Origin of the sequence: Pseudomonas avellanae BPIC 631 (assembly GCF_000444135.1) — a bacterium.
GTDB classification, from domain to species: Bacteria; Pseudomonadota; Gammaproteobacteria; order Pseudomonadales; family Pseudomonadaceae; genus Aquipseudomonas; species Aquipseudomonas avellanae.
This window is the reverse complement of the sequence record NZ_ATDK01000271.1, coordinates 1-24,625: the sequence shown is the minus strand read 5'-3', so window position 1 is coordinate 24,625 and position 24,625 is coordinate 1. Positions and strand designations below refer to the sequence as shown.

The 24,625-nt window shown below is 58.1% G+C and carries 27 protein-coding genes; 17 read left to right on the top strand and 10 right to left on the bottom strand.

Annotated elements, in window-relative coordinates; genetic code table 11:
* The first annotated feature begins 80 nt into the window (after nucleotides 1–80).
* Both DW49_RS0115850 and DW49_RS0115845 read left to right on the top strand, forming a co-directional pair.
* Nucleotides 81–1,544 carry a glyceraldehyde-3-phosphate dehydrogenase gene (locus DW49_RS0115850; protein ID WP_007244218.1) on the top strand — a complete coding sequence of 488 codons (1,464 nt, stop codon included), beginning with the start codon at nucleotides 81–83 and terminating at the stop codon, nucleotides 1,542–1,544.
* A gap of 159 nt (nucleotides 1,545–1,703) precedes the next feature.
* Nucleotides 1,704–2,966, top strand: a complete 1,263-nt coding sequence (locus DW49_RS0115845) for an MFS transporter (RefSeq protein WP_005617049.1) — start codon at nucleotides 1,704–1,706, stop codon at nucleotides 2,964–2,966.
* Nucleotides 2,967–3,044: 78 nt separating this feature from the next.
* Here the strand turns inward: DW49_RS0115845 and tcuC are convergent, their stop codons facing one another.
* Entirely contained in the window at nucleotides 3,045–4,343 is a 1,299-nt protein-coding gene (gene tcuC, locus DW49_RS0115840) for an MFS transporter (RefSeq protein ID WP_024419784.1), read from the bottom strand.
* Between the two features lie 435 nt (nucleotides 4,344–4,778).
* On the opposite strand from tcuC, the gene DW49_RS0115835 reads away from it, so the two are divergent.
* Together DW49_RS0115835 and sthA are read left to right on the top strand one after the other, a co-directional pair.
* On the top strand, nucleotides 4,779–5,762 hold the full coding sequence (locus DW49_RS0115835; protein ID WP_005617059.1) for an FAD:protein FMN transferase: 984 nt from the start codon (nucleotides 4,779–4,781) through the stop codon (nucleotides 5,760–5,762).
* 142 nt (nucleotides 5,763–5,904) lie between these two features.
* Complete coding sequence (gene sthA, locus DW49_RS0115830; RefSeq protein WP_005739947.1) at nucleotides 5,905–7,299, top strand: Si-specific NAD(P)(+) transhydrogenase; 1,395 nt, start codon at nucleotides 5,905–5,907, stop codon at nucleotides 7,297–7,299.
* A 42-nt stretch (nucleotides 7,300–7,341) separates the two neighbouring features.
* On the opposite strand, the gene DW49_RS0115825 is transcribed toward sthA, so the two are convergent.
* Both DW49_RS0115825 and DW49_RS0115820 read right to left on the bottom strand, forming a co-directional pair.
* Nucleotides 7,342–8,064, bottom strand: a complete 723-nt coding sequence (locus DW49_RS0115825) for a glycerophosphodiester phosphodiesterase (protein ID WP_003383089.1) — start codon at nucleotides 8,062–8,064, stop codon at nucleotides 7,342–7,344.
* Between the two features lie 59 nt (nucleotides 8,065–8,123).
* Nucleotides 8,124–8,711 (bottom strand): PilZ domain-containing protein, encoded by a 588-nt coding sequence (locus DW49_RS0115820; protein WP_005617062.1) that lies wholly within the window; start codon nucleotides 8,709–8,711, stop codon nucleotides 8,124–8,126.
* 102 nt (nucleotides 8,712–8,813) lie between these two features.
* Between DW49_RS0115820 and DW49_RS0115815 the strand changes: the two genes are divergently transcribed.
* The 4 genes from DW49_RS0115815 to queF all read left to right on the top strand — a co-directional run bounded on the left by DW49_RS0115815 (nucleotide 8,814) and on the right by queF (nucleotide 13,014).
* Entirely contained in the window at nucleotides 8,814–10,064 is a 1,251-nt protein-coding gene (locus tag DW49_RS0115815; RefSeq protein WP_005617065.1) for a lipoprotein-releasing ABC transporter permease subunit, read from the top strand.
* Between the two features lie 7 nt (nucleotides 10,065–10,071).
* Nucleotides 10,072–10,755: a lipoprotein-releasing ABC transporter ATP-binding protein LolD gene (lolD, locus tag DW49_RS0115810; RefSeq protein ID WP_007244212.1), complete on the top strand. Its 684-nt coding sequence runs from the start codon at nucleotides 10,072–10,074 to the stop codon at nucleotides 10,753–10,755.
* 74 nt (nucleotides 10,756–10,829) lie between these two features.
* Nucleotides 10,830–12,074 carry a lipoprotein-releasing ABC transporter permease subunit gene (locus DW49_RS0115805; protein ID WP_005617068.1) on the top strand — a complete coding sequence of 415 codons (1,245 nt, stop codon included), beginning with the start codon at nucleotides 10,830–10,832 and terminating at the stop codon, nucleotides 12,072–12,074.
* Between the two features lie 109 nt (nucleotides 12,075–12,183).
* On the top strand, nucleotides 12,184–13,014 hold the full coding sequence (gene queF / locus DW49_RS0115800; protein ID WP_005617069.1) for an NADPH-dependent 7-cyano-7-deazaguanine reductase QueF: 831 nt from the start codon (nucleotides 12,184–12,186) through the stop codon (nucleotides 13,012–13,014).
* Nucleotides 13,015–13,355: 341 nt separating this feature from the next.
* Here queF and DW49_RS0115795 read toward each other — a convergent pair whose 3' ends face one another.
* Nucleotides 13,356–13,625: a DUF4404 family protein gene (locus DW49_RS0115795; protein ID WP_003382957.1), complete on the bottom strand. Its 270-nt coding sequence runs from the start codon at nucleotides 13,623–13,625 to the stop codon at nucleotides 13,356–13,358.
* 101 nt (nucleotides 13,626–13,726) lie between these two features.
* Nucleotides 13,727–14,335 (bottom strand): HAD superfamily inactivated hydrolase PcrP, encoded by a 609-nt coding sequence (locus tag DW49_RS0115790; protein ID WP_005617071.1) that lies wholly within the window; start codon nucleotides 14,333–14,335, stop codon nucleotides 13,727–13,729.
* A gap of 199 nt (nucleotides 14,336–14,534) precedes the next feature.
* On the opposite strand from DW49_RS0115790, the gene DW49_RS0115785 reads away from it, so the two are divergent.
* Entirely contained in the window at nucleotides 14,535–15,236 is a 702-nt protein-coding gene (locus DW49_RS0115785) for an MlaA family lipoprotein (RefSeq protein ID WP_005617073.1), read from the top strand.
* A gap of 86 nt (nucleotides 15,237–15,322) precedes the next feature.
* Here the strand turns inward: DW49_RS0115785 and DW49_RS0115780 are convergent, their stop codons facing one another.
* Nucleotides 15,323–15,622 carry a PilZ domain-containing protein gene (locus DW49_RS0115780; protein WP_003382960.1) on the bottom strand — a complete coding sequence of 100 codons (300 nt, stop codon included), beginning with the start codon at nucleotides 15,620–15,622 and terminating at the stop codon, nucleotides 15,323–15,325.
* A 268-nt stretch (nucleotides 15,623–15,890) separates the two neighbouring features.
* On the opposite strand from DW49_RS0115780, the gene rssB reads away from it, so the two are divergent.
* On the top strand, nucleotides 15,891–17,075 hold the full coding sequence (rssB, locus tag DW49_RS0115775; RefSeq protein WP_005617075.1) for a two-component system response regulator RssB: 1,185 nt from the start codon (nucleotides 15,891–15,893) through the stop codon (nucleotides 17,073–17,075).
* Complete coding sequence (gene rssC / locus DW49_RS0115770) at nucleotides 17,072–17,557, top strand: anti-sigma factor antagonist RssC (RefSeq protein ID WP_003315067.1); 486 nt, start codon at nucleotides 17,072–17,074, stop codon at nucleotides 17,555–17,557. Before rssB ends, rssC begins: the two co-directional genes overlap by 4 nt.
* Nucleotides 17,558–17,804: 247 nt before the next feature.
* Here rssC and tal read toward each other — a convergent pair whose 3' ends face one another.
* Entirely contained in the window at nucleotides 17,805–18,734 is a 930-nt protein-coding gene (tal, locus tag DW49_RS0115765) for a transaldolase (RefSeq protein WP_003382964.1), read from the bottom strand.
* A gap of 287 nt (nucleotides 18,735–19,021) precedes the next feature.
* Here tal and DW49_RS0115760 point away from each other — a divergent pair, with 287 nt between their 5' ends.
* The 6 genes from DW49_RS0115760 to DW49_RS0115735 all read left to right on the top strand — a co-directional run bounded on the left by DW49_RS0115760 (nucleotide 19,022) and on the right by DW49_RS0115735 (nucleotide 23,226).
* The gene (locus DW49_RS0115760; protein WP_005617086.1) at nucleotides 19,022–20,269 is read left to right on the top strand and encodes a M20/M25/M40 family metallo-hydrolase; all 1,248 of its coding nucleotides are present in this window, start codon (nucleotides 19,022–19,024) and stop codon (nucleotides 20,267–20,269) included.
* Between the two features lie 109 nt (nucleotides 20,270–20,378).
* Nucleotides 20,379–20,822, top strand: coding sequence for a S24 family peptidase (locus DW49_RS0115755; protein ID WP_003382968.1), 444 nt, complete (start codon nucleotides 20,379–20,381; stop codon nucleotides 20,820–20,822).
* A 75-nt stretch (nucleotides 20,823–20,897) separates the two neighbouring features.
* Entirely contained in the window at nucleotides 20,898–21,149 is a 252-nt protein-coding gene (locus DW49_RS0115750; protein ID WP_003382970.1) for a hypothetical protein, read from the top strand.
* Between the two features lie 81 nt (nucleotides 21,150–21,230).
* Entirely contained in the window at nucleotides 21,231–22,358 is a 1,128-nt protein-coding gene (locus DW49_RS0115745) for a sensor histidine kinase (RefSeq protein WP_005617089.1), read from the top strand.
* Nucleotides 22,359–22,477: 119 nt separating this feature from the next.
* Nucleotides 22,478–22,756 (top strand): hypothetical protein, encoded by a 279-nt coding sequence (locus DW49_RS0115740; RefSeq protein WP_024420736.1) that lies wholly within the window; start codon nucleotides 22,478–22,480, stop codon nucleotides 22,754–22,756.
* A 212-nt stretch (nucleotides 22,757–22,968) separates the two neighbouring features.
* The gene (locus tag DW49_RS0115735) at nucleotides 22,969–23,226 is read left to right on the top strand and encodes a DUF1652 domain-containing protein (protein WP_005617091.1); all 258 of its coding nucleotides are present in this window, start codon (nucleotides 22,969–22,971) and stop codon (nucleotides 23,224–23,226) included.
* Between the two features lie 35 nt (nucleotides 23,227–23,261).
* Here DW49_RS0115735 and DW49_RS0115730 read toward each other — a convergent pair whose 3' ends face one another.
* The 3 genes from DW49_RS0115730 to DW49_RS0115720 form a co-directional block, all read right to left on the bottom strand.
* Nucleotides 23,262–23,591, bottom strand: coding sequence for a DUF2388 domain-containing protein (locus tag DW49_RS0115730; RefSeq protein ID WP_024420735.1), 330 nt, complete (start codon nucleotides 23,589–23,591; stop codon nucleotides 23,262–23,264).
* Between the two features lie 110 nt (nucleotides 23,592–23,701).
* A complete protein-coding gene (locus DW49_RS0115725) occupies nucleotides 23,702–24,097 on the bottom strand; it encodes a PIN domain-containing protein (RefSeq protein ID WP_005617095.1) in 396 nt (131 codons plus the stop codon).
* Complete coding sequence (locus DW49_RS0115720) at nucleotides 24,094–24,336, bottom strand: AbrB/MazE/SpoVT family DNA-binding domain-containing protein (RefSeq protein ID WP_019331890.1); 243 nt, start codon at nucleotides 24,334–24,336, stop codon at nucleotides 24,094–24,096. The genes DW49_RS0115725 and DW49_RS0115720 overlap by 4 nt, the downstream gene beginning before the upstream one ends.
* Nucleotides 24,337–24,625: the final 289 nt, after the last annotated feature.

Sequence of the window (24,625 nt, the reverse complement as noted above, 5' to 3'; positions counted from 1 at the left end):
AGTGCCGGATGATCTGACAGCCGCGCATTGCTCATAAACACTGGCGCGGTCATAATGTAGCCCCTTTTTTCAGCCCCTACATGTGGAAGGTTCCCGTGACTCAGAAGCCCGACCAGTGTCTTGGTGAATGGATTGATCGTGAAGCACTCGCCGAAGCGATGATCCCTCTCATCGGTCAGCTCTACCGCAATAATAATGTGGTGAGTTCGATCTATGGCCGCAGCCTGATCAACCGTTCAGTCATCGCGATTCTCAAAGCCCACCGCTTTGCGCGTCACCGTCAGTCCGATGCGGTTGAGTTGTCCGTACATGAAACGTTCCCGCTTATCAAAGCGATGAGCGAGCTCAAACTGGGTGCCGCTTCGGTGGACCTGGGCAAGCTGGCCGTGAAGTTCAAGACCGAAGGCAATGGCCGCACGCCTGAGCAGTTCGTGCGCGAAGAACTTGCCAGTGTAGTGGGTCAGCAGAGCACCAGCCGTCGCAAGGGTACTGATGTTGTGCTGTATGGTTTCGGTCGTATCGGTCGCCTGCTGGCACGGATCCTGATCGAGAAGACCGGTGGTGGCGAGGGCCTGCGTCTGCGCGCCATCGTGGTCCGCAAAGGCGCGGAAAACGACCTGGTCAAGCGTGCCAGCCTGCTGCGTCGTGACTCGGTGCACGGCCCGTTCGATGGCACCATCACCATCGACGAAGCCAACAGCACCATCACCGCCAACGGCAACCTGATTCAGGTGATCTACGCCAAGAACCCGACCGAGGTGGATTACACCCAGTACGGTATCAAGGACGCGCTGCTGGTAGACAACACCGGTGTATGGCGTGACGCCGAAGGCCTGGGCCAACATCTGGCGTGCCCTGGCATCGACCGCGTGGTGTTGACCGCGCCAGGCAAAGGCAAGCTGAAGAACATCGTGCACGGCATCAACCACGGTGAAATCACCGCCGACGACAAGATCGTTTCAGCGGCATCCTGCACCACCAACGCCATCGTGCCGGTGCTCAAGGCGGTCAATGACAAGTTCGGCATCACCAACGGTCACGTTGAAACGGTTCACTCGTACACCAACGACCAGAACCTGATCGACAACTTCCACAAGGGCGATCGCCGTGGCCGCAGCGCCGCGCTGAACATGGTCATCACCGAAACCGGTGCTGCCACTGCAGCTGCCAAGGCTCTGCCTGAGCTGGCCGGCAAGCTGACCGGCAACGCAATCCGCGTTCCGACGCCGAACGTGTCCATGGCCATTCTCAACCTCAACCTCGAGAAGCCGACCACCCGCGAAGAAATGAACGAGTACCTGCGCTACATGGCGCTGCACTCGGACCTGCACAAGCAGATCGACTTCGTGAACTCGCAGGAAGTCGTGTCCACCGACTTCGTCGGCTCGCGTCACGCTGGTGTAGTGGATGCCGAAGCCACCATCGTCAATGATAACCGCGTTGTGCTGTACGTCTGGTACGACAACGAATTCGGTTACAGCCATCAGGTTGTTCGCGTGATGGAAGACATGGCAGACGTCAATCCGCCAGCGTTTCCGCAATAAGCGTCAAGCGCATGCGTTGCCCGGTCTGACCGGGCAGCGATAAAAAACGGGCTGAATCCTGTGCAAACAGGGTTCGGCCCGTTTTGTTTTGTGGCGTGCCATGAGAATCTGTAAGGCGATTTTTCTTGTGGCCCTTATGGATAATGAAGTGGAGAAAGGATGAGCGGTTCTGCCATGGACGCTTCGCAGCAAAAGCTCAAGAGCAGCTTCTTTCTGCTGTTTTTGACAATTTTCATTCCCTTTGGCCTGGGGCATTTCGTTTCCTACCTGTTTCGTACCGTCAATGCGGTGATCTACGTCGATCTGCAAACTGACCTGAGCTTGCCCGCCAGCAGTCTGGGTTTGCTGACCGGCGTGTACTTTCTGACCTTCGCCGCCGCGCAGATTCCGCTTGGCGTGATGCTCGACCGTTATGGCCCGCGCAGCGTGCAGGCGCCGATGATGTTGTTCGCGGTCGCCGGTTCGGTCATTTTCAGTGTCTCCAGTACCGAGACAGGGTTGTTGATCGGGCGTGGTCTGATCGGCCTGGGTGTGGCGGGTTCGCTGATGAGTGCGATCAAGGCGTGTGCCATCTGGTTGCCGGTCGAGCGTTTGCCGCTGAGCACCGCGTGCCTGCTGTCGATTGGCGGGCTGGGCGCCATGGCGTCGACCACGCCACTGCATGCGTTGCTGAACTGGTTGACCTGGCGAGAAGCGTTTCTGGTTCTGGCGCTGCTGACTTTTTGTGTGGCTGTGGTCATACATTTCAGCGTTCCCAAAGCCTACGAGAGCAAAAATACTCGATACAGCGACATGTTTGCTGCGGTCGGCAAACTGTACTCGTCGTGGACGTTCTGGCGTCTGGCGTTGTACTCGGTGTTCGCACACGCCATCTACATGTCGGTGCTGTCTTTGTGGATGGGGCCTTGGTTGCGCGACATGGCCGGCCTGAGTGATTCCGCGATGGCCAGTGTGCTGCTGTTCGGGGCCGTCGCGATGGTGGCGGGGTCTCTGACGTTCGGCGCGATCACCGATTACCTGCGCAGGTTCGGCGTACAGCCGATCATGATCTGTGGCACCGGGATGGTCATCTTCATCGGCTTCCAGGTGTTGATGGCCAGCGGCTTGCCGGTATCGCCTTATCTGATTGCCATGGGCTTCAGCTTCTTCGGCACCTCGACGACCATGAACTACGCCATCGTGGCGCAATCGGTGTCGCCGGAACTGGCGGGCAGGGTCAGTTCGTCATTCAACCTGGTGGTGTTCGTGCTGGCGTTTTTTCTTCAGTGGCTGATGGGTGTGGTGCTCAATCTGTGGCCTGCGGCGCAGGGTGCCGGTCATCCGCTTGAGGCCTATCAGTGGTCGCTGGGCCTGATGGTGGCGTTGCAATTGCCGGGCGTATTGCTCTGGCTCAGCTTCCGCCCCTGGAAACGCGCTGTCTGAAAAAGCAAAACCCCGGCCGAGGTCAGCTCGGGCCGGGGTTTTCGTTTACCTTTTGCAGATTACTGTTGCCGCGATGAATCAAGCGGTGGCAGCGGCTCCGGGGGCCTCAAGCTTTTGTCCGCCCTTGCGGAACAGCACCAGCGTCGCAATCAGGCCCAGCACGGCGGCGCCGGTCAGCCAGATGCCTGGGGCTGCCTTGTTGCCCAGTTCGTGGATCAGGTAGGTGCAGGCCGCAGGCGTAAAGCCACCGAAGGTCGCCGTTGCCAGGCTGTAAGCCAGCGAGAAGCCGGTGGTGCGAACGTCGACCGGCATGATCTCGGTCAGCGCCACGACCATCGCCCCGTTGTAGGAGCCATACAGGAACGACAGCCACAACTCGACCATCAGCAGGTTGCCGAAGCTTGGGTGCGCTACCAGCCACGACAGGGCAGGGTAGGCGGTGGCGATGGCCAGCACGGTGGCTGCAATCAGCAATGGCTTGCGGCCGATGCGGTCCGAGAACGACCCCATGATCGGTAGCCAGATGAAGTTGGACACGCCGACGCAGACCGTCACCAGTAGGCTTTCAAGGTCGGTCAGGTTCAGCTCGTTCTTGCCGAAGGTCGGGGTGTACGCCGTGATCAGGTAGAACGTCACGGTGGTCATGACCACCAGCGCCATGCCGCCGATCACCAGGCCGATGTTCTGGCCGATGGAGCGCACCACTTCACGCAAGGTGGGGCGATGCGTACGGGCTTCGAACTCCGGGGACTCCTCCAGCGAGCGGCGGATGATGAAGATTGCCGGCACGATCAGGCAGCCGATCAGAAACGGCACGCGCCAGCCCCATTCGCCCATCTGCTCGGGGCTCAGCCAGTGGTTCAGGCCAACGCCCAGCAAGCCGGCGAATACCACGGCGGCTTGCTGGCTGGCGGACTGCCAGCTTACAAAAAAGCCTTTGCGGCCCGGTGTCGAGATTTCGGCCAGATAGACCGAAACACCACCCAGTTCCACACCCGCCGAAAAGCCTTGCAGCAGTCGGCCGAGCAGCACCAGCAGCGGTGCAATCACGCCCAGCGTGGCGTAACCCGGCACGCAGGCGATCAACAGAGTGCCCATTGCCATCATGGCAAGGGTGATAATCAGTCCCTTGCGGCGTCCGTGACGGTCAATGTAGGCACCGAGAAATATCGCACCCAGCGGACGCATCAAAAAGCCTGCGCCGAACGTCGCCAGCGACAGCATCAACGATGCGAATGCGCTGTCGGACGGGAAGAAGGTCTTGGCAATGGCCGTGGCGTAAAAGCCGTAGACCATGAAGTCGAACATTTCGAGGAAGTTACCGCTGACAACGCGAAAAATCGCTTTGCCCTTGCTTGTGCTTGTTGTGGAGGCTATTTAGTTACTCGCTCAGGCTCATCGGCTTGGAGTCCGTTGTCGTTTTTATCCCGTATGCATCGCCATTACGTGTGTGCGACCAGCAATGCATATTTGTAACAGTATGTGTAACAGGGCTCAAAAACAACCGTTTCGACGATTTGCTATCACTTAACAGACGCTTGACAGGTTTTGATTCTTGAGAATGTTCAATACGTCGAGCCATCACTTTTCGGGTGCAGGCAGGCAGACACACAGACCGTGTGGGAACCCTGCGCAGGTCATTGACCACTCAGTGTTCAGCCCGGCCTTGTGTCGGGTCGGTGTTGTGCATTTCCAGCAAGTCTTCACGGACAGCTTTCTGTTTCATCTGCCACTGACGGCGAGCCACTTTGGGTGTTTTTGATAATGTGGGGCATGGATTTGCGAGGGGTTGACAGGATTGCAGCGTGTCTTGTGTTGCTGCTGTGTGGCGGCTGTGGTCAGGAGCGCAAGCTGGAGAGCTTTGGCGGGCCGACCATGGGCAGTCACTATTCCGTGGTGTACGTCCGCGGCGCCGGGCAGCCTGACCCGGTGGTAATGCGCCCGGAGGTCGAAGCCATTCTGGCTGACGTCGATCAACAGATGTCGCTCTGGCGCAGTGACTCGGACATCGAACGTTTCAATGCGTTGCCAGCCAACAGCTGCCAGATCATGTCCACGTCGGTTTTGCACCTGATCGGCGTTGGCGAGCAGATGTCCCGTGAAAGCGACGGTGCTTTCGACCTGACCGTCAAGCCGCTGATGGACCTGTGGGGGCTGGGCGCTCATGCGCTTTTTGAACAGATGCCGCTGGTGCGGCAGCTGGCCCGGACCCGCGCGCTGGTGGGCTATCGCAACCTGCGCATCGTCGGGCAGCAGTTGTGCAAGAACGCTGCTGTGCAAGTAGACCTCAACAGCATCGCCGCCGGTTACGCTGTAGACCGTATCACCGAGCGGATGGACGCGCTTGGCGTGCATGACTACATGGTGCAAGCCACTGGCGAACTGAAAGTCAGCGGGCTCAAGCCCGATGGCTCGCCCTGGCGTGTAACCCTCGATGCGCCGAGCGATGACGGGTACGACGCACAAAAAATGTTCCCTCTGACGGGCAATGCCATGTCGACCTCGGGCGATTACCGTCGTTACAGGGACGGTAACGGGCGGCATATTTCCGACACGCTCGACGCGTTGACCGGCAGCCCGGTCAATCATGGTCTGGCCTCGGTCACGGTGCTTCACCCCTCGGCGCTGATGGCTGACGGTCTCTCTTCGCTGCTGTTGATTCTCGGCCCGGAGCGGGGCTGGAATTATGCGCAGGAACACAAAATCCCTGCTTTTTTTGTGATTCGTGCCGATAAGCGCTTTATCATTCGCAGCAACGCGTCGTTTGATCGCCTGGCTGTGAGGTCCCCGCAGTAAGTCTTGTGCTGCACACAGACAAAAATTGGCCTTCGACGCGACCAAGGGTTAATGTTCGCCGCCTCGGTGCAGCGCTAGACTGCGCCGCGTGATTTAGCCAGAGATGCCAGAGTGGCGCCTCGGTCTGTTTAAAGGAGTACGCATGGCTGTCTACAACTACGACGTGGTAGTACTGGGTTCCGGCCCTGCCGGAGAAGGCGCGGCAATGAACGCCGCCAAGGCGGGGCGCAAAGTCGCCATGGTCGACAGCCGTCGGGAAGTGGGCGGCAACTGCACCCATTTGGGCACCATTCCGTCCAAGGCCCTGCGTCACTCGGTCAAACAGATTATCCAGTTCAACACCAATCCCATGTTCCGGGCCATCGGCGAGCCGCGCTGGTTTTCGTTTCCGGATGTGTTGAAGAACGCGGAGATGGTCATCTCCAAGCAGGTGGCCTCGCGCACCAGCTACTACGCCCGCAACCGCGTCGATGTGTTCTTTGGCACCGGCAGCTTTGCCGACGAGACCAGTGTCAACGTGGTCTGCCCTAATGGTGTGGTGGAAAAACTGGTCGCCAACCAGATCATCATCGCCACCGGCTCACGCCCTTATCGCCCGGCTGATATCGATTTCAGCCACAAGCGTATCTACGACAGCGACACCATCCTCAGCCTCGGCCACACCCCACGTAAACTGATCATCTATGGCGCGGGCGTGATCGGCTGTGAATATGCCTCGATCTTCAGCGGCTTGGGTGTTCTGGTCGAACTGGTGGACAACCGCGATCAACTGCTGAGCTTCCTCGATTCGGAAATCTCCCAGGCATTGAGCTATCACTTCAGCAACAACAACGTGATGGTTCGCCACAACGAGGAATACGAGCGGGTCGAAGGTCTGGATAACGGTGTGGTTCTGCACCTCAAGTCCGGCAAGAAAATCAAGGCGGACGCCTTGCTGTGGTGCAACGGTCGTACCGGCAATACCGATAAGCTGGGGCTGGAAAACATCGGCCTCAAGGCCAACGGCCGCGGTCAGATCGAAGTGGACGAGGCTTACCGCACCAGTGTTTCCAACGTCTATGGCGCGGGTGATGTGATCGGCTGGCCTAGCCTGGCCAGCGCTGCGTACGATCAGGGTCGTTCAGCGGCTGGCAGCATGGTCGACAACGGCAGCTGGCGCTATGTCAACGACGTGCCGACCGGGATCTACACCATTCCCGAGATCAGCTCGATCGGCAAGAACGAGCACGAACTGACTCAGGCCAAGGTGCCCTACGAAGTCGGCAAGGCATTCTTCAAGGGCATGGCCCGTGCGCAGATATCCGGTGAACGGGTCGGCATGCTGAAGATTCTGTTCCACCGCGAAACGCTGGAAGTGCTCGGCGTGCATTGCTTCGGTGACCAGGCGTCAGAGATCGTGCACATCGGCCAGGCAATCATGAGCCAACCGGGCGAAGCCAATACGATCAAGTATTTCGTCAACACCACGTTCAACTACCCGACCATGGCCGAAGCCTACCGGGTTGCGGCCTACGACGGCCTCAACCGGCTTTTTTGAGCAACTCCGGCCGGCGGCCTGAGCCGGCCGGGGAGACCGATTTCAGCGATTCCCGAGCGTGGCAGTGGCCAAACCGGGAAAGTCTGTAATCAGGCTGTCGACGCCGAAATCAGCGAGCCTGCGCATCAGTGCAGGCTCGTTGACTGTCCACACCGACACATGCAGGCCCTGACGCTGTGCTTTCTGCAGGCGCTCCGGGGTACACAGTGTCCAGTTCAATGCCAGAATTTCACAGCCGTAGCTCTGCGCGACCTTCAACGGGTCGAGCCAGGCGTATTCGGCCACCAGCCCGCGCGAGATGTCCGGGGTCAGGTCCTGAGCGGCGCGCAGCACTTCGCGGGAGCTGGAGGTGATGGTGACCTTGTCGAGCAGACCATGCCGCTGAACCATTTCGCGAATCGCCAGCACGGTATTGGCTGCGCGGGTGCGTGAGGCGCTTTTGACTTCCAACTGCCAGTGCTCGAAGTCACACTGCTCGAACAGTTCTTCAAGGCGCGGAATCGGGCAGGGCGAGACCCAGCCGGGGCCACCCTTGCGCGCGTCATAGGTCACAAGGTCGGCGGCGGCATGCTCATTGACCTTGCCGCGCCGGTCGGTGGTGCGCTTGAGGGTCGTGTCGTGAATGACCATCAACTCGCCGTCCAGTGACAGGTGCAGGTCCAGTTCACAACGGCGCACGCCGTGTTTGAGGCATTCCTGGAAGCTGACCAGGGTGTTTTCCGGTGCTTCGCCCTTGGCGCCGCGGTGGCCGTAGATAAGCGTCACGTTTACTCCTGGCCTGTAAGGCGCCAACTGCTGTATGAGATGAGAAAGTCAGGGCAGGCTCAGTTGCCGGAGGGCTGGCCTTGTTCCAGAGCCTGCCGCCGATGCTGAGCCTGGCGTTGCAGCACGTGGCGCGCGAGCAACTGACGCTGGGCGTCCGGCAGGTTGACGAAGTCGGAGCTGATGTCGAAATTGCCATCGGCCAGCGCATCGCACTGCGAGACTCGGGCGCGCAGCATCAGGCCGGCAGCCTGGGGCATCAGCACCATCTTGATCGACAGCTGCTCGCCCACTGCAAAACCTTGTTGCGAATTGAATTGAATCCCGCCTTCGGACAATTTGACCGGCTGAGGTGCCCCCAGCTTGCCCAATGCAGTGTGGGCAACCACCTCGCCGAGCAGGTCGATACGCTTGCTCAGAGACTTGAGAAAGCTGTTCAGCACCCGGTCGCGCTCGTCGAGCTGGCGCATCAGATGCTGTGATTCGAACTCGCTGACGTGCAGTTCGCTGAGCAGGTCGAACAGGGTCGACGTGTCATGCATGGCGTCCTGGCTCGCCTGATCGGCGGAGGACAAAGGGTTAATTTCCAGTGCGACGCTGTCATCGATACGGTAGTATTCGCGGCGTCCTGCTTCATCTAATGTCGACATGGCGAACCCAAGCTAGCGGCGGTGGTCAGAGAGTTTCGAGTGTAAAGCTGCACGGCAAGGCCCGCCACATGGACGTCCTCATTCCTGCGAACAAAATCCTACATGTTCAGACCTCTATTTGTATTCATCGGCACGCGCTACACCCGTGCGAAGCGACGCAATCATTTTGTTTCCTTCATTTCCCTGACGTCCATGATCGGCCTCGCCCTCGGCGTTGTGGTGATGATAGTCGTGTTATCGGTCATGAACGGTTTCGATCACGAGATGCGTACCCGCGTGCTGGGCATGGTGCCCCATGCGACCATCGAATCCGCCGACCCGATCACCGACTGGCGTGGCCTGGCCGCAAAGGTTCAGGAAAACCCTCAGGTGCTGGCGGTTGCGCCGTTTACGCAAATGCAGGGCCTGCTGACCCATGACGGCAAGGTGCAGAAGGTGCTGCTCAACGGCATCAACCCGGCCGAAGAGCGTAAAGTGTCGATCATTGACCACTTCATCAAGCAGGGGCAGCTCGACAGCCTTTCTCCGGGCAGTTTCGGCATCATGATCGGCGACAAGGCGGCGGCCAAACTGGGTGTCGTGGTGGGCGACAAGCTGACCTTTGTCGCGCCCGAAGTCACGGTTACGCCTGCCGGCATGTTCCCGCGCATGAAACGTTTTGAAGTGACCGGCATCTTTCACGTTGGCGCTGGCGAGATCGACGGGTTTCTGGGGTTGACCAACCTCGACGACCTGGCCCGCCTGCACCGCTGGAAGCCCGATCAGGTGCAGGGCCTGCGCTTGAAGTTCGATGACCTGTTCGCTGCGCCACGCACTTCATGGGAAATCGCGCAGAAGCTGGGCGAAAACAATTTCTATTCCCGTGACTGGACGCGTACCCACGGCAACCTCTATCAGGCCATCCGCATGGAAAAAGCCATGATCGGCCTGCTGTTGCTGCTGATTGTCGCCGTCGCGGCGTTCAACATCATTTCCACGCTGGTGATGGTGGTCAACGACAAGAAAGGCGATATCGCCATTCTGCGCACGCTGGGCGCTACACCCCGGCAGATCATGGCGATTTTCATGGTGCAGGGCACCGTGATCGGCGTAGTCGGCACGCTGATCGGTGCGGCGCTGGGCATTCTGGCGGCGCTCAATGTCAGTGCGGCCATCTCGCTGCTCGAAGGGCTGATCGGCCACAAGTTTCTCAATGCCGATGTCTATTTCATTGATTACCTGCCTTCGCAACTGATGGCCCAGGACGTGTTCCAGGTCTGCGGTGCGGCGTTGGTCCTGAGTTTCCTCGCCACCCTGTATCCCGCCTGGCGTGCTGCGCGCACCCAGCCGGCGGAGGCGTTACGTTATGAGTGAGTCGGGCATGTCTGATAAAGCAGTATTGAGTTGCCGCAACCTGGGTAAGTCCTATGAGGAAGGCCCGGAGTCGGTGGTGGTGTTGTCCGGTCTGCAACTGGAGCTGCATCCGGGTGAGCGGGTCGCGATCGTCGGTACTTCCGGGTCGGGTAAAAGCACCTTGCTGAACCTGCTGGGCGGGCTGGACACGCCGTCCGAAGGCAGTGTCTGGCTGGCGGGCGAAGAGTTGTCGGCACTGGGCGAAAAGGCCCGTGGCCTGCTGCGTAACCGGGCGCTGGGTTTCGTTTATCAGTTTCACCACTTGCTGCCTGAGTTCACCGCACTTGAAAACGTCTGCATGCCGCTGTTGATCGGCCGCACCGCCATCCCCGAGGCGCGCCAGCGCGCCACGGCTTTGCTGGAGCGCGTCGGCCTCGGTCATCGCCTGGCGCACAAGCCTTCGGAGTTGTCCGGCGGCGAGCGTCAGCGTGTCGCCATTGCTCGTGCTCTGATCAATCAGCCGGGTCTGGTGATGCTCGACGAGCCTACCGGCAACCTCGATCATCACACCGCACAGGGTATTCAGGACCTGATGCGTGAATTGAGCACCTCGTCGCGTACGGCATTTTTGATCGTGACTCATGACATGAGCCTTGCCAGGCAGATGGACCGCATCCTGCGTCTGGAAGGCGGACGTCTGGTCGAAGCCTGATTCACCGGCCCGGCGCATTTCATCGGGCCGGGTTTTACATTTTTTACGACGCTATTTTCCACGGTGCTTCGCCAATGTTCAGACCGTTACCTATCTTCATCGGCATGCGCTATACCCGCGCCAAACGCCGCAAAAGCTTCATTTCGTTCATTTCGATGACCTCGATGATCGGTCTGGCACTCGGTGTGCTGGCGATGATCGTGGTCTTGTCGGTGATGAACGGCTTCCAGCGGGAAATGAGCTCGCGGATTCTGGGCATGGTGCCGCATGCAGTGATCGCCGGCGCCAAGCCGGTGGACGACTGGAAGCCGCTGGCCGCCGCCGCCCTGAAAAACCCGGAAGTCACTGCTGCCGTGCCGTTTACCGACATGGAAGGCATGCTCTCCTACAAGGGTTCGATGCAGCCGATCCAGATCAGCGGCGTCGATCCTGCGCTGGAGCACGAAGTGTCCATCGTCACTCAGCACATGACCCGCGGCAGCCTCGCAGACCTGAAGCCGGGCGAGTTCGGGGTGGTGCTGGGTGATCTGACTGCGCGGCGCTTTCGTCTGACCATCGGCGACAAACTGACCTTGATCGTGCCCGAAGTCAGCAGCGCGCCCGGCGGCATCACGCCGCGCCTGCAACGCTTGACGGTGGTGGGGATCTTCAAGGTCGGCGCAGAGCTGGACGGCTCGATGGGGCTGATCAACATCGCCGACGCCGCGCAGATGCAACGCTGGCAACCCGATCAGGTGCAGGGCGTGCGTCTGGCGCTCAAAGACCTGTACAAGGCGCCTCAGGTGTCTACGGCCATCGCTGCGGGGTTGGGTGAGGGCTATCACGCCGATGACTGGACTCACACACAAGGCAGCCTGTTCAGCGCGATGAAAATGGAAAAGACCATGATCGGCCTGTTGCTGCTGATGATCGTCGCCGTCGCCGCGTTCAACATCATTGCCACGCTGATCATGGTGGTCAATGACAAGGGCGCGGACATCGCCATCCTGCGTACCATCGGCGCGACGCCGCGGCAGATCATGGCGATTTTCATGGTTCAGGGCACCGTGATCGGCATCGTCGGCACGTTGATCGGGGGTGTTCTCGGCATTATTGCCGCCCTGAACGTCAGCAGCCTGGTGGGCTGGATCGAACGTGTCAGCGGCCAGCACATCTTCAGTTCCGATGTGTACTTCATCAGCAACCTGCCTTCCGAGCTGCAGGGCGGCGATGTGCTGCTAATCTGCAGCGCCGGTTTCATCCTGAGCTTTCTGGCCACGGTCTACCCGGCATGGCGCGCCGCGCAGATCCAGCCGGCGCATGCGCTGCGTTATGAGTGATCAAGCGTATTTCGCATAGCGAAGGCTTGCGGGCTGAAGCGGATTTGCGCTGAAAGCCCGCTGCAAACCCTATAAACTCGCCGCGTTAATTCTCGATCCAGGTATCGCCATGCATCCCGCAGCCGAACACTCGCCGCTGGGCAAATCCAGTGAATACATCGCCACCTACACGCCGTCCCTGTTGTTTCCCATCCCGCGTGCCGCAAAATGGGCCGAGCTTGGGCTGACTGCGCAGACGCTGCCTTACAAGGGTGTCGATTTCTGGAATTGCTACGAGCTGTCCTGGCTGTTGCCGTCCGGCAAGCCCGTGGTTGCGATTGCCGAGTTCAGCATTCCGGCCGATTCGCCAAATATCATTGAGTCGAAGTCCTTCAAGTTGTACCTCAACTCGCTGAACCAGACTGCGTTCGATGAGGCTGCACAGGTACAGGCAGCGCTCGAAAAAGACTTGTCAGCCGCTGCTGGCAAACCGGTCGGTGTGCGCATTCGCAGCCTGGCGGAAATCGAAGGGGAGGGTGTCGCGGCATTGCCGGGTGTGTGCATAGACGAGCTGGATATCACCGTCAGCAGCTACGACCGGCCGCAACCCGAACTGTTGCGCTGTAATGCTTCGCGGGTCATCGAAGAAAGCGTGCACAGCCACCTGCTCAAATCCAACTGCCCGGTCACCAGCCAGCCCGACTGGGGCAGCGTAGTGGTCGAATACTGCGGCGCAGCACTGGACCATGCCAGCCTGCTGGCTTACATCGTCAGCTTCCGCCAGCATTCGGATTTTCACGAGCAGTGCGTGGAAAGAATATTTCTCGACCTGCAGCGTTTGCTCAAACCGGAAAAACTGACCGTCTACGCCCGCTATGTACGCCGCGGCGGCCTGGACATCAACCCGTACCGCAGCACCGAAGTGCTCAACGTGGACAATCGCAGGCTGGCTCGACAGTAGCTTCGTCTGTGCCTTGAACCGTAAACAAACACCCCTGACATCGCAAAACCGCTGTATGACGCAGAGCTGGACGCCCCCTTGTGGGATCGGACCGGGCGACGCTTCGCTTGTTCGCTATATCTCGGTTTTGTAGGAGCGGACTTGTCCGCGAACTGCCGGGAACCGGCAGCAAAATCTATACATACGGTACATCGGACACAACCGAGGTCACCGGTTTCAGGGCCGCTTCGCAACCCTTCGTGGACAAGTCCACTCCTACGCCCTCCGGGCAGAAGCTCGTTTTCCGCGCTCATCAGGACTCTTTAATGCGCGGAACGAGCCAAAGTACTAACCCAACTCGATCAAACCCCGATATTGCCCAATGTCTGCACAATGTTGCGCAGCGTTCCGGCAATGGTCGGATGCTCCAGCTCAAAACGCTCCACGGCCAGGTTCACGCCATCTGCCAGGCTGCTGTCCTGCTCATGAGTCGCTTGTTCAAGCTGAATTTTAGTTTCAATTTGTTGCATCAGTTCGTGCAAGTTGTCCCGCTCGGATTCTGACATCGGCGGATTGTGCTCAAGTTGCTCGCGCAGGGTATTGAGTTGTTCTTGAAGTTCGCGGGCGGGCATGACGTGCTCCTTGGTTGATAAGTCTGTCTCATGGACTTCGCCGAACGGCTAAAGGTCCGTAGTGACTCAAGACTAATCCAGTAAGCTTGCCTGTGCACGCATCACGGTTTTTCACCCTTGCTGCGTCGCAGCGCAATGTCGGCCAGGCATGACTCCAGCTCACCGAGGTGGTCAATGACCGAATGCACACCCAGCGAATAAAGCTTGAGCGTGGCCTGCGCACGCCGCTGCTCCCGCTCAGCGTTATTCAGCGCCTGCCATTGCGACGGGGAAAGCCCGCACAGTGGGCCACACGACGCCAGGCCGATCGTCCACAACCCGGCGTTCAGGCCGGATTGCAACAGACGCGGGTCGCCGCTGATCAGCACGCAACCCTCCAACTGGCTGACTTTCAATGCCATCAGTGCCATCCAGCAGGCATCAGGCCGAGGCCAGCCGGCAGTCGGGCGTGGTGCAGCAATCATCCAGTCGTTCACGGGGGCTGCAAGAGGAGTGCTGAGGGCTTCAGGCAGCTCGTCGATCCACGCGCAGGGCATCCCCTGATCACGCAATGCCTTCAATGCGTTCTGCGCGCCAGGCGTAAGCTGCGCGTGCTCATCGTCGGGCGTGTCTGACATCGCGGCCTGTGCACCGAAGTCCACCAGGCAGCCACTGAGGCCGAACAGCAGGGCAGGAAAGGTTGGTAAAGGCGTGAGTCGCGGCGCGAGCATGAATGTCTCTCAGAAATATTCAGAAACGCTACCGACCTTTTGTGACACTTCGATGAATCTGCGATGACGAAGTTTATCGGTCCCGCATGACTGACAGACCTGCCTTATTCTCGACAGAAGGCTTTATACTCCCTCACCTTAGCGTGTGGGGCGTAGCACCCGCGTCATTATTTCGATATCTCGATCAGGAGTGTCAGCTATGCCCGTCACTGGTGCAGGCTTTATCAAGCGTTTGACGCAATTGTCCCTCTGCGCCGGCATGGCGCTGGTCCCGGTGGCCGTACAGGCAGCCGAAAGCGATCCCTGGGAAGGCATCAACCGTTCCATTTTCAGCTTCAACGATACCCTTGACGCCTACACGCTCAAGCCGCTGGCAAAGGGTTATCAGTACATCGCTCCGCAGTTTGTCGAAGACGGTATTCATAACTTCTTCAGCAATATCGGCGATGTCGGCAATCTGGCGAACAACGTCTTGCAGGCCAAACCTGAAGCGGCCGGTGTAGATACCGCACGCCTGATCGTCAACACCACGTTCGGTCTGTTGGGCTTCATTGACGTCGGCACCCGCATGGGCCTGCAACGCAGTGATGAAGACTTCGGCCAGACACTGGGCTACTGGGGTGTGCCAAGCGGCCCGTTCGTAGTGATTCCGCTGCTGGGCCCAAGCACTGTGCGTGACGCCATTGCCAAGTACCCGGACACCTACACCTCCCCGTACCGCTACATCGATCACGTACCCACCCGCAACACGGCGTTGGGCGTCAATCTGGTCGACACGCGTGCCAGCCTGCTGTCCGCCGAGCGCCTGGTCAGTGGTGATCGCTACACCTTCATCCGTAACGCCTACTTGCAGAACCGCGAGTTCAAGTTCAAGGACGGACAGGTCGAAGACGATTTTTAATCGTCAATTTGTATCTGCGTAAATCAATAAAGGCGACCTAGGGTCGCCTTTGTTTTTTTGAAAGTGTGAACCGGTTCCGTTCGCATTCAGCTCATGGACACGATTGAAAGCCCCAGTTTCTGTCCGCCGCCTTCTTCATCATTGACCCATACCACCTCGGTTTCAGCCTCAAGCCCCTTGAGCGCAGCATGATCGGAATCGATGCGCACGCTGAGCTTGTCGCCGATCTGGAATGCACGGGGCGCCTGTACCTGCATGCCCGAGCTGGAAAGGTCAATGCACACGGCGGGAATCACCTGGCCCGCGTGAATCAGGTTGACGTCTGCATCGACGCGCATGCGGATGTAATCCCGCTTTTCCTCGTAGTCTCGATCATTTCGACTCATGTACAGTCCTTCGATTTAGTTGCTGATGTGTCAGTTCTTATAACTCTGGGTGATTTGCGATGTAAAGAGCGCAAAGTGAGGGCAGGAGCATGCTTGAAACACCCGTCGGATGGGAGTACCGTCTGCGCCTTGAAGGGCACCTCTGAAACACGAAAGGCACACCCAGTTGTGCGCGTGTTATTACGGAGAGGCTAGAAGCGAATCCAGTAAGCGGGTTCCGGCAATACCGGACCGCCTACGCCAACCTGATCTGGCGCCGTTTGCCCCCATGCCAAAAACCAGTGCCAAGCTGCTGATTATCGATGACGACGACGTAGTGCGCGCAAGCCTTGTCGCCTACCTGGAAGACAGTGGCTTCAGTGTTCTGCAGGCCAGCAACGGCTTGCAGGGAATTCAGATATTCGAGCAAGAGAACCCCGATCTGGTGGTCTGCGATCTGCGCATGCCACAGATGGGCGGTCTTGAGCTGATCCGTCAGGTCACCGCTATCGCGCCTCAGACCCCTGTCATCGTGGTTTCTGGTGCGGGCGTGATGAGCGATGCGGTAGAAGCCCTGCGCCTGGGTGCTGCCGATTATCTGATCAAGCCGCTTGAAGACCTCGCGGTCCTTGAGCATTCGGTGCGCCGCGCACTGGATCGGTCACGCCTGCTCAATGAAAATCAGGTCTATCGTGAACAGCTGGAAAAAGCCAATCGCGAACTCGAAGCCAGCCTTCATCTTTTGCAGGAAGACCAGGACGCAGGCCGGCAAGTACAGATCAACATGCTGCCCATCACCCCTTGGTCAATTGCCGAGTTCAAGTTTGCGCATCAGATCATTCCGTCCCTGTACCTGTCCGGCGACTTCGTCGACTACTTCCGGGTCGACGAACGGCGTGTCGCGTTCTATCTGGCGGATGTTTCTGGCCATGGCGCCTCATCGGCGTTCATTACGGTGCTGCTGAAATTCATGACCACGCGTTTGCTGTTCGAGTCCAAGCGCGGTGGCACGTTGCCCGAATTCAAGCCGTCGGACGTGCTGGGGCACATCAATCGCGGGCTCATTAGCTGCAAGCTGGGCAAGCATGTGACGATGGTCGGCGGTGTCATTGATGAAGAGTCAGGTAAACTGACGTATGCCGTCGGCGGCCACTTGCCGTTGCCGGTGTTGTATTCCGAGGGGCAGGCGCGCTATCTGGACGGCCGTGGGCTTCCTGTCGGGCTGTTCAATGAAGCGACGTATCAGGATCATGAAATCGACCTGCCAGCGTCCTTCAGTCTGACCATGTTGTCTGATGGCATACTGGATCTGCTACCCGGTGATACACTCAAAGAGAAAGAAGCCATTCTTCCGGAGTTGGTGAAGACGGCTGGCGGCAGCCTGGATGGCTTGCAGCGGGTTTTTGAATTGGCAACACTTGGGGAGATGCCGGATGATATCGCCTTGTTAGTGTTAAGCAGGAATCTTGAATGAGTACCGGTAGAATCCAGTTCGCCGAGCAGGAAGGCACCTTCGTTCTCAAGTTCGTGGGTGAAGTGCGGTTGACGCTGTGTTCGGCTCTGGATGCGACCATCGAGCGCATCTTCACTGCGTTGAATTTTTCCGCGGTGGTGATCGACCTCACCGAGACGCGCAGCATCGACAGCACCACGCTTGGCTTGCTGGCCAAGCTGTCGATTCTGTCGCGTCAGAAGGTAGGCCTCCTGCCAACACTGGTCACCACCCACGAAGACATTACGCGCCTGTTGCAGTCGATGGGCTTCGATCAAGTGTTCAATATCGTTGACCGGCCTCTGCCGCGCCCTGAGTGCCTGACTGACCTGCCGTCACAGGATCAGTGCGAAGAAGTGGTCAAGGCCAAGGTGCTTGAAGCGCACAAGATACTGATGGGCCTGAACGACTCCAATCGTGAAGCATTCCACGATCTGGTCAACGCGCTGGAAGGTCAGCGCTAGGCTCTGTACGAAAAGTCGGCGAGCGAAGGTCAGGCAAGGCAAAAACAGGCGAGGAACGGCCGGGGTCGCGCCCGACTCTACGGGTTGTAAATGAGCATTCCGATCGGACTCGCGCACGAGCCTGTTTTTAACGCAGCATCACCGAGCGCAGCCACTTTTCGTACAGAGCCTAGGCGACCCACTTACGGGCTTGAATGGCAGGCGATAAAAAGGGCGACACCCGCGAGGGTGCCGCCCTTTTATATTGTCAGGACTTTTTGGCAGACAGCAGCGCTTCCAGTTTTTCCTGATCGCGAGCGAACTGACGAATACCTTCAGCCAGCTTTTCAGTGGCCATGGCATCTTCGTTGGACGCCCAGCGGAACTGGCTCTCGGTCAGGCTCTGGCGCGCCTCACCGGCATTGCCCGGCGCAAGTTTCTGCTCCAGCGTGCCAGTGTCTTCAGCCAGTTGCTTGAGCAACTCGGTGCTGATGGTCAGGCGATCACAGCCCGCCAGTTGTTCGATCTGGTTCAGATTGCGGAAGCTGGCACCCATCACGACGGTCTTGAAGTCGTTGGCCTTGTAGTAGTTGTAGATGCGCGTCACGGACTGCACACCTGGATCGTCTGCGCCGACATAATCGGTGCCCGACGACTTCTTGTACCAGTCGTAGATGCGGCCCACGAACGGCGAGATCAGAAACACGCCGGCTTCGGCGCAAGCAACGGCCTGAGCGAAGGAAAACAGCAGCGTCAGGTTGGTCTGAATACCGTCCTTCTCGAGCTTCTCGGCAGCACGAATACCTTCCCAGGTCGAGGCCAGCTTGATCAGTACCCGATCGCGACTGATGCCTGCAGCATCGTAGAGACCGATAATGCGCTCACTGCGCTCGATCAGTGCGTCGGTGTCGAACGACAGACGTGCATCCACTTCAGTGGACACGCGACCCGGTACAACCTTGAGAATCTCTTGGCCGATGGCAACGGCAAAGCGGTCGCAGGCCAGACCGATGTCGCCCTTGGCGCCGCTGAACGCGTCGGCGAGCATCTGAGCGTTGCTTTCGCTTGATGCGGCCTTGAGCAGCAGGGAAGGGTTGGTCGTGGCGTCCTGGGGCTTGAGGCTTTTGATGGCGCCGAAATCGCCGGTATCGGCGACAACAGTGGTGAATTTCTTGAGTTGATCCAGCTTGGAAGTCATGAGCGTGCTCTGTCCTGTGCGGTTGGATGACATTACCCGAGCGATGCCGCCCACTCAAGGCCGCAGGGCATATCGCGTGCGGATGGAGGGTGGACGTTAAGAAGCGGCACTGCCGTGAATACCGTGTCGAGACTGTTTTTGAGCCTCCCACAGACTGCTTGTTCCCTCATTCTGAATTTAACCCCATAAGCCGGCCGCCAGAAGCGTTCATTGCAGGCAATCTGGTGTTGAGCGCTGTGTTGGGTTAAAGATGTCGCATCTCACTGCACTGATCTGAAGGAACCAGCATGCACCCACGATCTTTCTTCACTGTTGCCGCCCTCGGTTTTTCCCTGCTGTCTCTGAGCGCGTTGGCCGCCGATCTGTCACCCGATCAACTGCTGAACAAAGCCCAGGCTGAACAAAAAGCCTATCTGGCGACGGTCAAGGAACTGGTGGACGTCGACACTGGCACCGGCCAGGCACCGGGCCTGAAAACCGTCAGCGCGCTACTGGTCGAACGCCTCAAGGCTCTGGGCGCCGAGGTTAAAACGACGCCTGCGGACCCCTCGGCCGGTGACAACATTGTCGGCACATTCAAGGGCAACGGCACCCGATCCTTTCTGCTGATGGTCCATTACGACACCGTGTTCGGCCCTGGCACCGCCGCCAAGCGTCCGTTTCGGCTCGACAGCGAGCGTGCCTACGGCCCCGGAGTTGCGGACGCCAAAGGCGGTGTAGCGATGATCCTGCATTCGCTGAAACTGTTGCAGGACCAGCAGTTCAAGGACTTCGGCACACTGACCGTGCTGTTCAACCCTGACGAAGAAACCGGTTCCAGCGGTTCGAAAAAAGTCATTGCTGAACTGGCTCGCCAGCACGATTACGTTTTCTCTTACGAACCACCGGACAAGGACGCCGTGACGGTCGCCACCAATGGCATCAACGGTCTGCTGCTCGACGTCAAGGGCAAGTCTTCGCACGCAGGTTCCGCCCCCGAAGCCGGGCGCAATGCAGCCATCGAGCTGGCGCATCAGATGCTGCAACTCAAGGACCTTGGCGACCCAGGCAAAGGCACTACCGTTAACTGGACGCTGATCAAGGGCGGGGAGAAGCGCAACATCATTCCCTCCAGCGCCTCGGCCGAAGCGGACATGCGCTACTCCGACCCAAGCGAGAGCGACCGGGTACTGGCTGACGGCCAGCGTATCGTAAACAAAACCCTCGTGGATGGCACCGAAGTAACCTTGCGCATGGAAAAAGGTCGCCCACCGCTGGCCAAAAACCCCGGCTCCGAGCAATTGGCAAAAACTGCGCAAACGCTTTACGCAAAAATCGGTCGCAGCATCGAGCCGATTGCCATGCGTTTCGGCACGGATGCGGGCTACGCCTATGTGCCGGGCAGCGCCAAGCCCGCGGTACTGGAAACCATGGGCGTGGTCGGGGCCGGTTTGCACGCGGATGATGAATACATCGAACTGTCGAGCATCGCGCCAAGGCTTTATTTGACGGTCGCGTTGATCACGCAATTGTCGCAGGCTGTTGCCGCGCCCTGACAGCTTGAGCCAATGCCTTTTGTCGAAGCGCCGGGCATTCGAGATTGACCTGACGCGCGATAAACGATTAACTGTATATGCATACAGCTAATCAGAAAAGGCTCACCTCATGAGTGTCACATTCCTCGGCCCGCTTTCGGCAGGGGGCATCAAGCTCCCGTTCATCTCCATGTCAGCCGTTGGCTCCCAGTCACCCGTGGTCGAGCGGCACGTCTCGATTGCGGAGCTGTGTGGCGTTCGCGAGCCGCATGTTTACCTGGCCAGGGTCGAGGATGAGGGCATGCGAGGGTGCGGCATGTCCCGCGGCGACATGCTGGTAGTCGATCGCAGTCAGTACGCAGAGCACGGTGACATCGTCGTCGCTTCGCTCAATGCGCGGCAACTATGCCGACGGTTGCACATGCGTGGTCACGTCGTGATTCTGCAGTCCGAAAACGCAGACTACCCGCCGCTGCACGTGACCGACAACGACGACCTGATCATTCTGGGGGTCGTGACCTATAGCCTCAAAAGCCTTCTTGAAGGGCGAGCGGCGTGCTCGTCCGCTCGATGAGCAGCCTCGCGGCCTTGCATTGCACAGCATCGCGTGATCTCCTGCCGCCCTACAGTACTGAACCGGAAATCGAGCATGCAGGAACAAATTGACCAGTTACGGCTGCCCAAGGCCATTCAGGCAGAAATAAGTGATCTGGTGAGAGCGCTTGACGCCGCCAGCACTCGCGCCGATATAGAAGCCGAGGGCGCGCTGCAAATCGAATACATCCACCGCCTGGAAACCACCAAGGGCAAAGGCGGAAAACTTCGCCCCGCCGATGCCGAGAAGCTTTACATCATTTTTGACGACGCCGTTCAGGCGCGTTTACAGGCGCTGGCGGGCTAAACCGTGCGCTTGATCGGTATTGGTGCTTAACTGGGCCCTTGAACCAGCAATTCGCTCGGTTTATTTCGGGTATGAATTGCTATGCGTTTATCGGGCTTCATTCTTGAGAACATCGAACCGATCGTGAAGGAGTGGGCCGATTTTGCTCGCACCATGAGCACGCCAGGCGATCCTCTCGACGCCTCTGCGCTCAGGGACCATGCCGGGCAAATGCTTCAAGCCATTGCATCAGATCTGAGCACCACACAATCTTCGCAAGAGCAGATCGACAAGTCGCAGGGGCAGGTGATTTCGCAAGAGGGCACTGCTGCGAAAAACCACGCGATGACCCGGCTCATGTCTGGCTTCACCATCGATCAGGTGGTTTCTGAGTTTCGGGCCTTGCGGGCCAGCGTCATTAAACTCTGGATGGCTCAGGAACGAGGCGACACACATTCGCAGATGGGCGACATGATCCGCTTCAACGAGGCAATCGATCAGGCGCTTGCAGAATCCATCTCCAGCTACACCGGCGCGGTCCAAGCTTCGCGCAATATCTTCCTCGGCATTCTCGGGCATGATTTGCGAACCCCGCTGAGCGCCATCTTGTTGGGTGCAGACGTACTTTTGCGTACCAGCGATCTGGGTCCGAGGTCGACCAAGGTTGCGTCAAGAATCTACTGCAGCGTGAAACGAGCCAGCCAGATTGTCGGTGACCTTCTGGACTTCACCCGCTCACAGATCGGTCCCGGCATACCGATGAAAAAAACCGAGATAGACATCCAGCCCATATGCGCCCGCATCGTCGACGAGTCCCGCACGGTCAACCCCGAGGCGGATATTCGCCTGACTTCAAGCGAACCGGTGGTCGGCGTTTTTGATGGCGATCGGCTGGAGCAGGTTTTTTCAAACCTCATCGGCAACGCCGTCCAGCATGGCAACAGCCGCGATCCTGTCGAAGTCATGCTGACAGCCTGCGAAGGCACACTTCAATTCACTGTCCATAACACTGGCAGTCCGATCCCGGAAGATGTGCTCCCATTCATTTTCAACCCGATGGGTCGCTACTCTCCTGAGCAGATGACCGACAACGGCCCTTATTCAAGCCTGGGGCTTGGCCTGTTTATTGTTGCCAAGATAGTTGACGCGCATGGCGGGCATATCGAAGTGATGTCGAAAGCGGAGCTTGGGACGACGTTTGCGGTGTTTATTCCGTTGAAGGCAGAATGAGGGCGCTGGTCACTGTCGCAGTACGAACTATTTGTTGATCGGTGTGATAAAGATGCCAGGCGCGAAGATTTTATTTTGAGTGCCTGGGTTTGTATCTATAAGTTGGTGATGTGAAAAGTATGAAGGTAGCAAAGATCCTTTTTCGGCTTGCTTTGTATTCTGCGTCTTTTTGGTGCTTGTTACTTTACGCGTTGTTTCAAGGTTCGGAATATGACTGGATGGAACCTCAGTACAGGCCCGCAATATCCGCTGAAAATTCCGGTAATCGAGAAGTATTTCGAGGCCTGCTTGTTTTTGTTGCTGTGATATTGCAGGTTATCATAGCGTTGTTTTTTTCCAGAAAAGAAGCGATATCTACCGTTGTTCTGTTTGGCTTGATAATCGTCTTTTTTCGGTAGTTGACGGTGTGATATTCCTCAGTCAACGCCCAGCGCCCAGGTTGCCATGATCGATGGTCAAAGCCCTGGCTAGCCGGTGGCCTTCACATCGTACGCAGCCATGCGTTCGGAAGGGGAGCAGAAGCGGAACAGCGCTTGGCGCAGGTCTGCAACAAATGTGCGTGAAACTTGTCTACACTGGGTCAAACAATTAGACCAGCAGAGGACGCACCATGTATTCAAAACCCGATCTTCAGCGAGTTCTTGAAACGGCTTTTTTGCCCTCCAGGTGCGAGTGCGTCATCGCGGCCAACGAAAGCTTCTCCGTGAAGCTTTTCGACCCCGTATCTGGTGACATCCAGCTGTCTGTGGCGGGTATGCCTCTGTCCGAGCTATCCACCAGCCGATCCATCGCGCGGCTGGTGCTCTCCCTGAAAGAGCAGAGAGACCTGATGGGGCAGATGGATTTGTCCATGAGGCGACTGGCTTAGGACTGGATAAACAGCCCCGTACTTGCTCAGCGCCGTCAGTAAATCGCTGCGATGGCCTGAGCCAGTTGCCGCTCGGACATCCGGGGTTGCGTGGAAATAGAACGGTAGTGCTGAACAGCCTGCTCAAATTGTGCGCCACGGATCTCGCCATCCGAGCCTATGAACGCCAACGCATCGTCCCGCGCGGGCCGGAAAAAATCTGCCACTTTGTCGGCAGCCATCGTCGTTAACAAGCCTGATGCTACTGTGCTCAGAACAACTGTGTTTGGCCCATAACCGTTGCGTTCGTTTGCAAAACCATCAGGCGCCAGCTGAATGCTGATACAGGCTGTCAGCGCGATAGCCAGTGTCTTCCGTGAGTTCATTGTTCGATACATCCAGTGCATATTGTGAGCGGGCACGGTAGCAGAGTTGGGCGGTTGGTGTATTAGTCTGGGGCTGGGGCGGGCTTACTGATGAAGGCCCGATGCGCTTATCAGCCTACTGCTCGCATTCCAGTCGTCTTGATTGCTTTGCTATCGAATGACACCACATAGTCGCATCCGGCAGCTATGGCGCTCCGCTCGATCAGGCAGTCGGCGAAGTCGGCTTTGGAATCCGAAAATAGGCGAAGCGCCTGCCAGACCACATCAGCGTTCTCGATTTTTAGTTCGCGAGTCCGCAGCAACGTTTCCAGCACCAGTATGATTTCACTCTTGGTACTTTCGTAGCAGGACTGGAGCACCCACACCAGTTCAACCACGGACACGGCGGTTATAAACCCCGGGCCGCTTATCGAAAACGACTCGATCAGTGCTGACGCTTTCGGCGATTGCTTCGGATCATCCTGGGCAACGTAACGCACCAGCACATTGGTATCCAGACCGATCATATGGCTTTGGATCCTTGTGCAGCGATGGCGTTATTCATGTCCTCGATACTGACTTTTTTGGCTGGTTTACGAACCAAGCCTCTCAGGTCCCGGACCGAATGGGTGGCCGCCATGATAGCGAACTTGCCGTCTGGCAGCTCGACGAACTCGATCCGGTCACCCGTATCCAGGCCAAGTGATACGCGGACTTGGGCAGGGATTGTTACCTGCCCCTTGGATGTGAGTGTGGCAGTGGCCATGAGCTTCGCTCCTCTATCAATGGATTATCCTTACTTTAGTGTAAGGAGTAACGTTAATCAATGCTTTCGCCTTCCGGACATGTTTTGTACGTATGGATGCTTGACGCCCGGATCCCTTGCTGTTCGGTGACCTGATTTGAGCGTTCCTGGTATGAAATGCATGGTATCCGCCCCACGAACCCCACTTAGGGATCCTCCGATCAACTCACCGCGCCGTGGCCGATAGCCGGACTTTTCCTAAAATAAGCCGCTATTTGTTGAAAAATCGATCGATTAATCGCGCATGTGC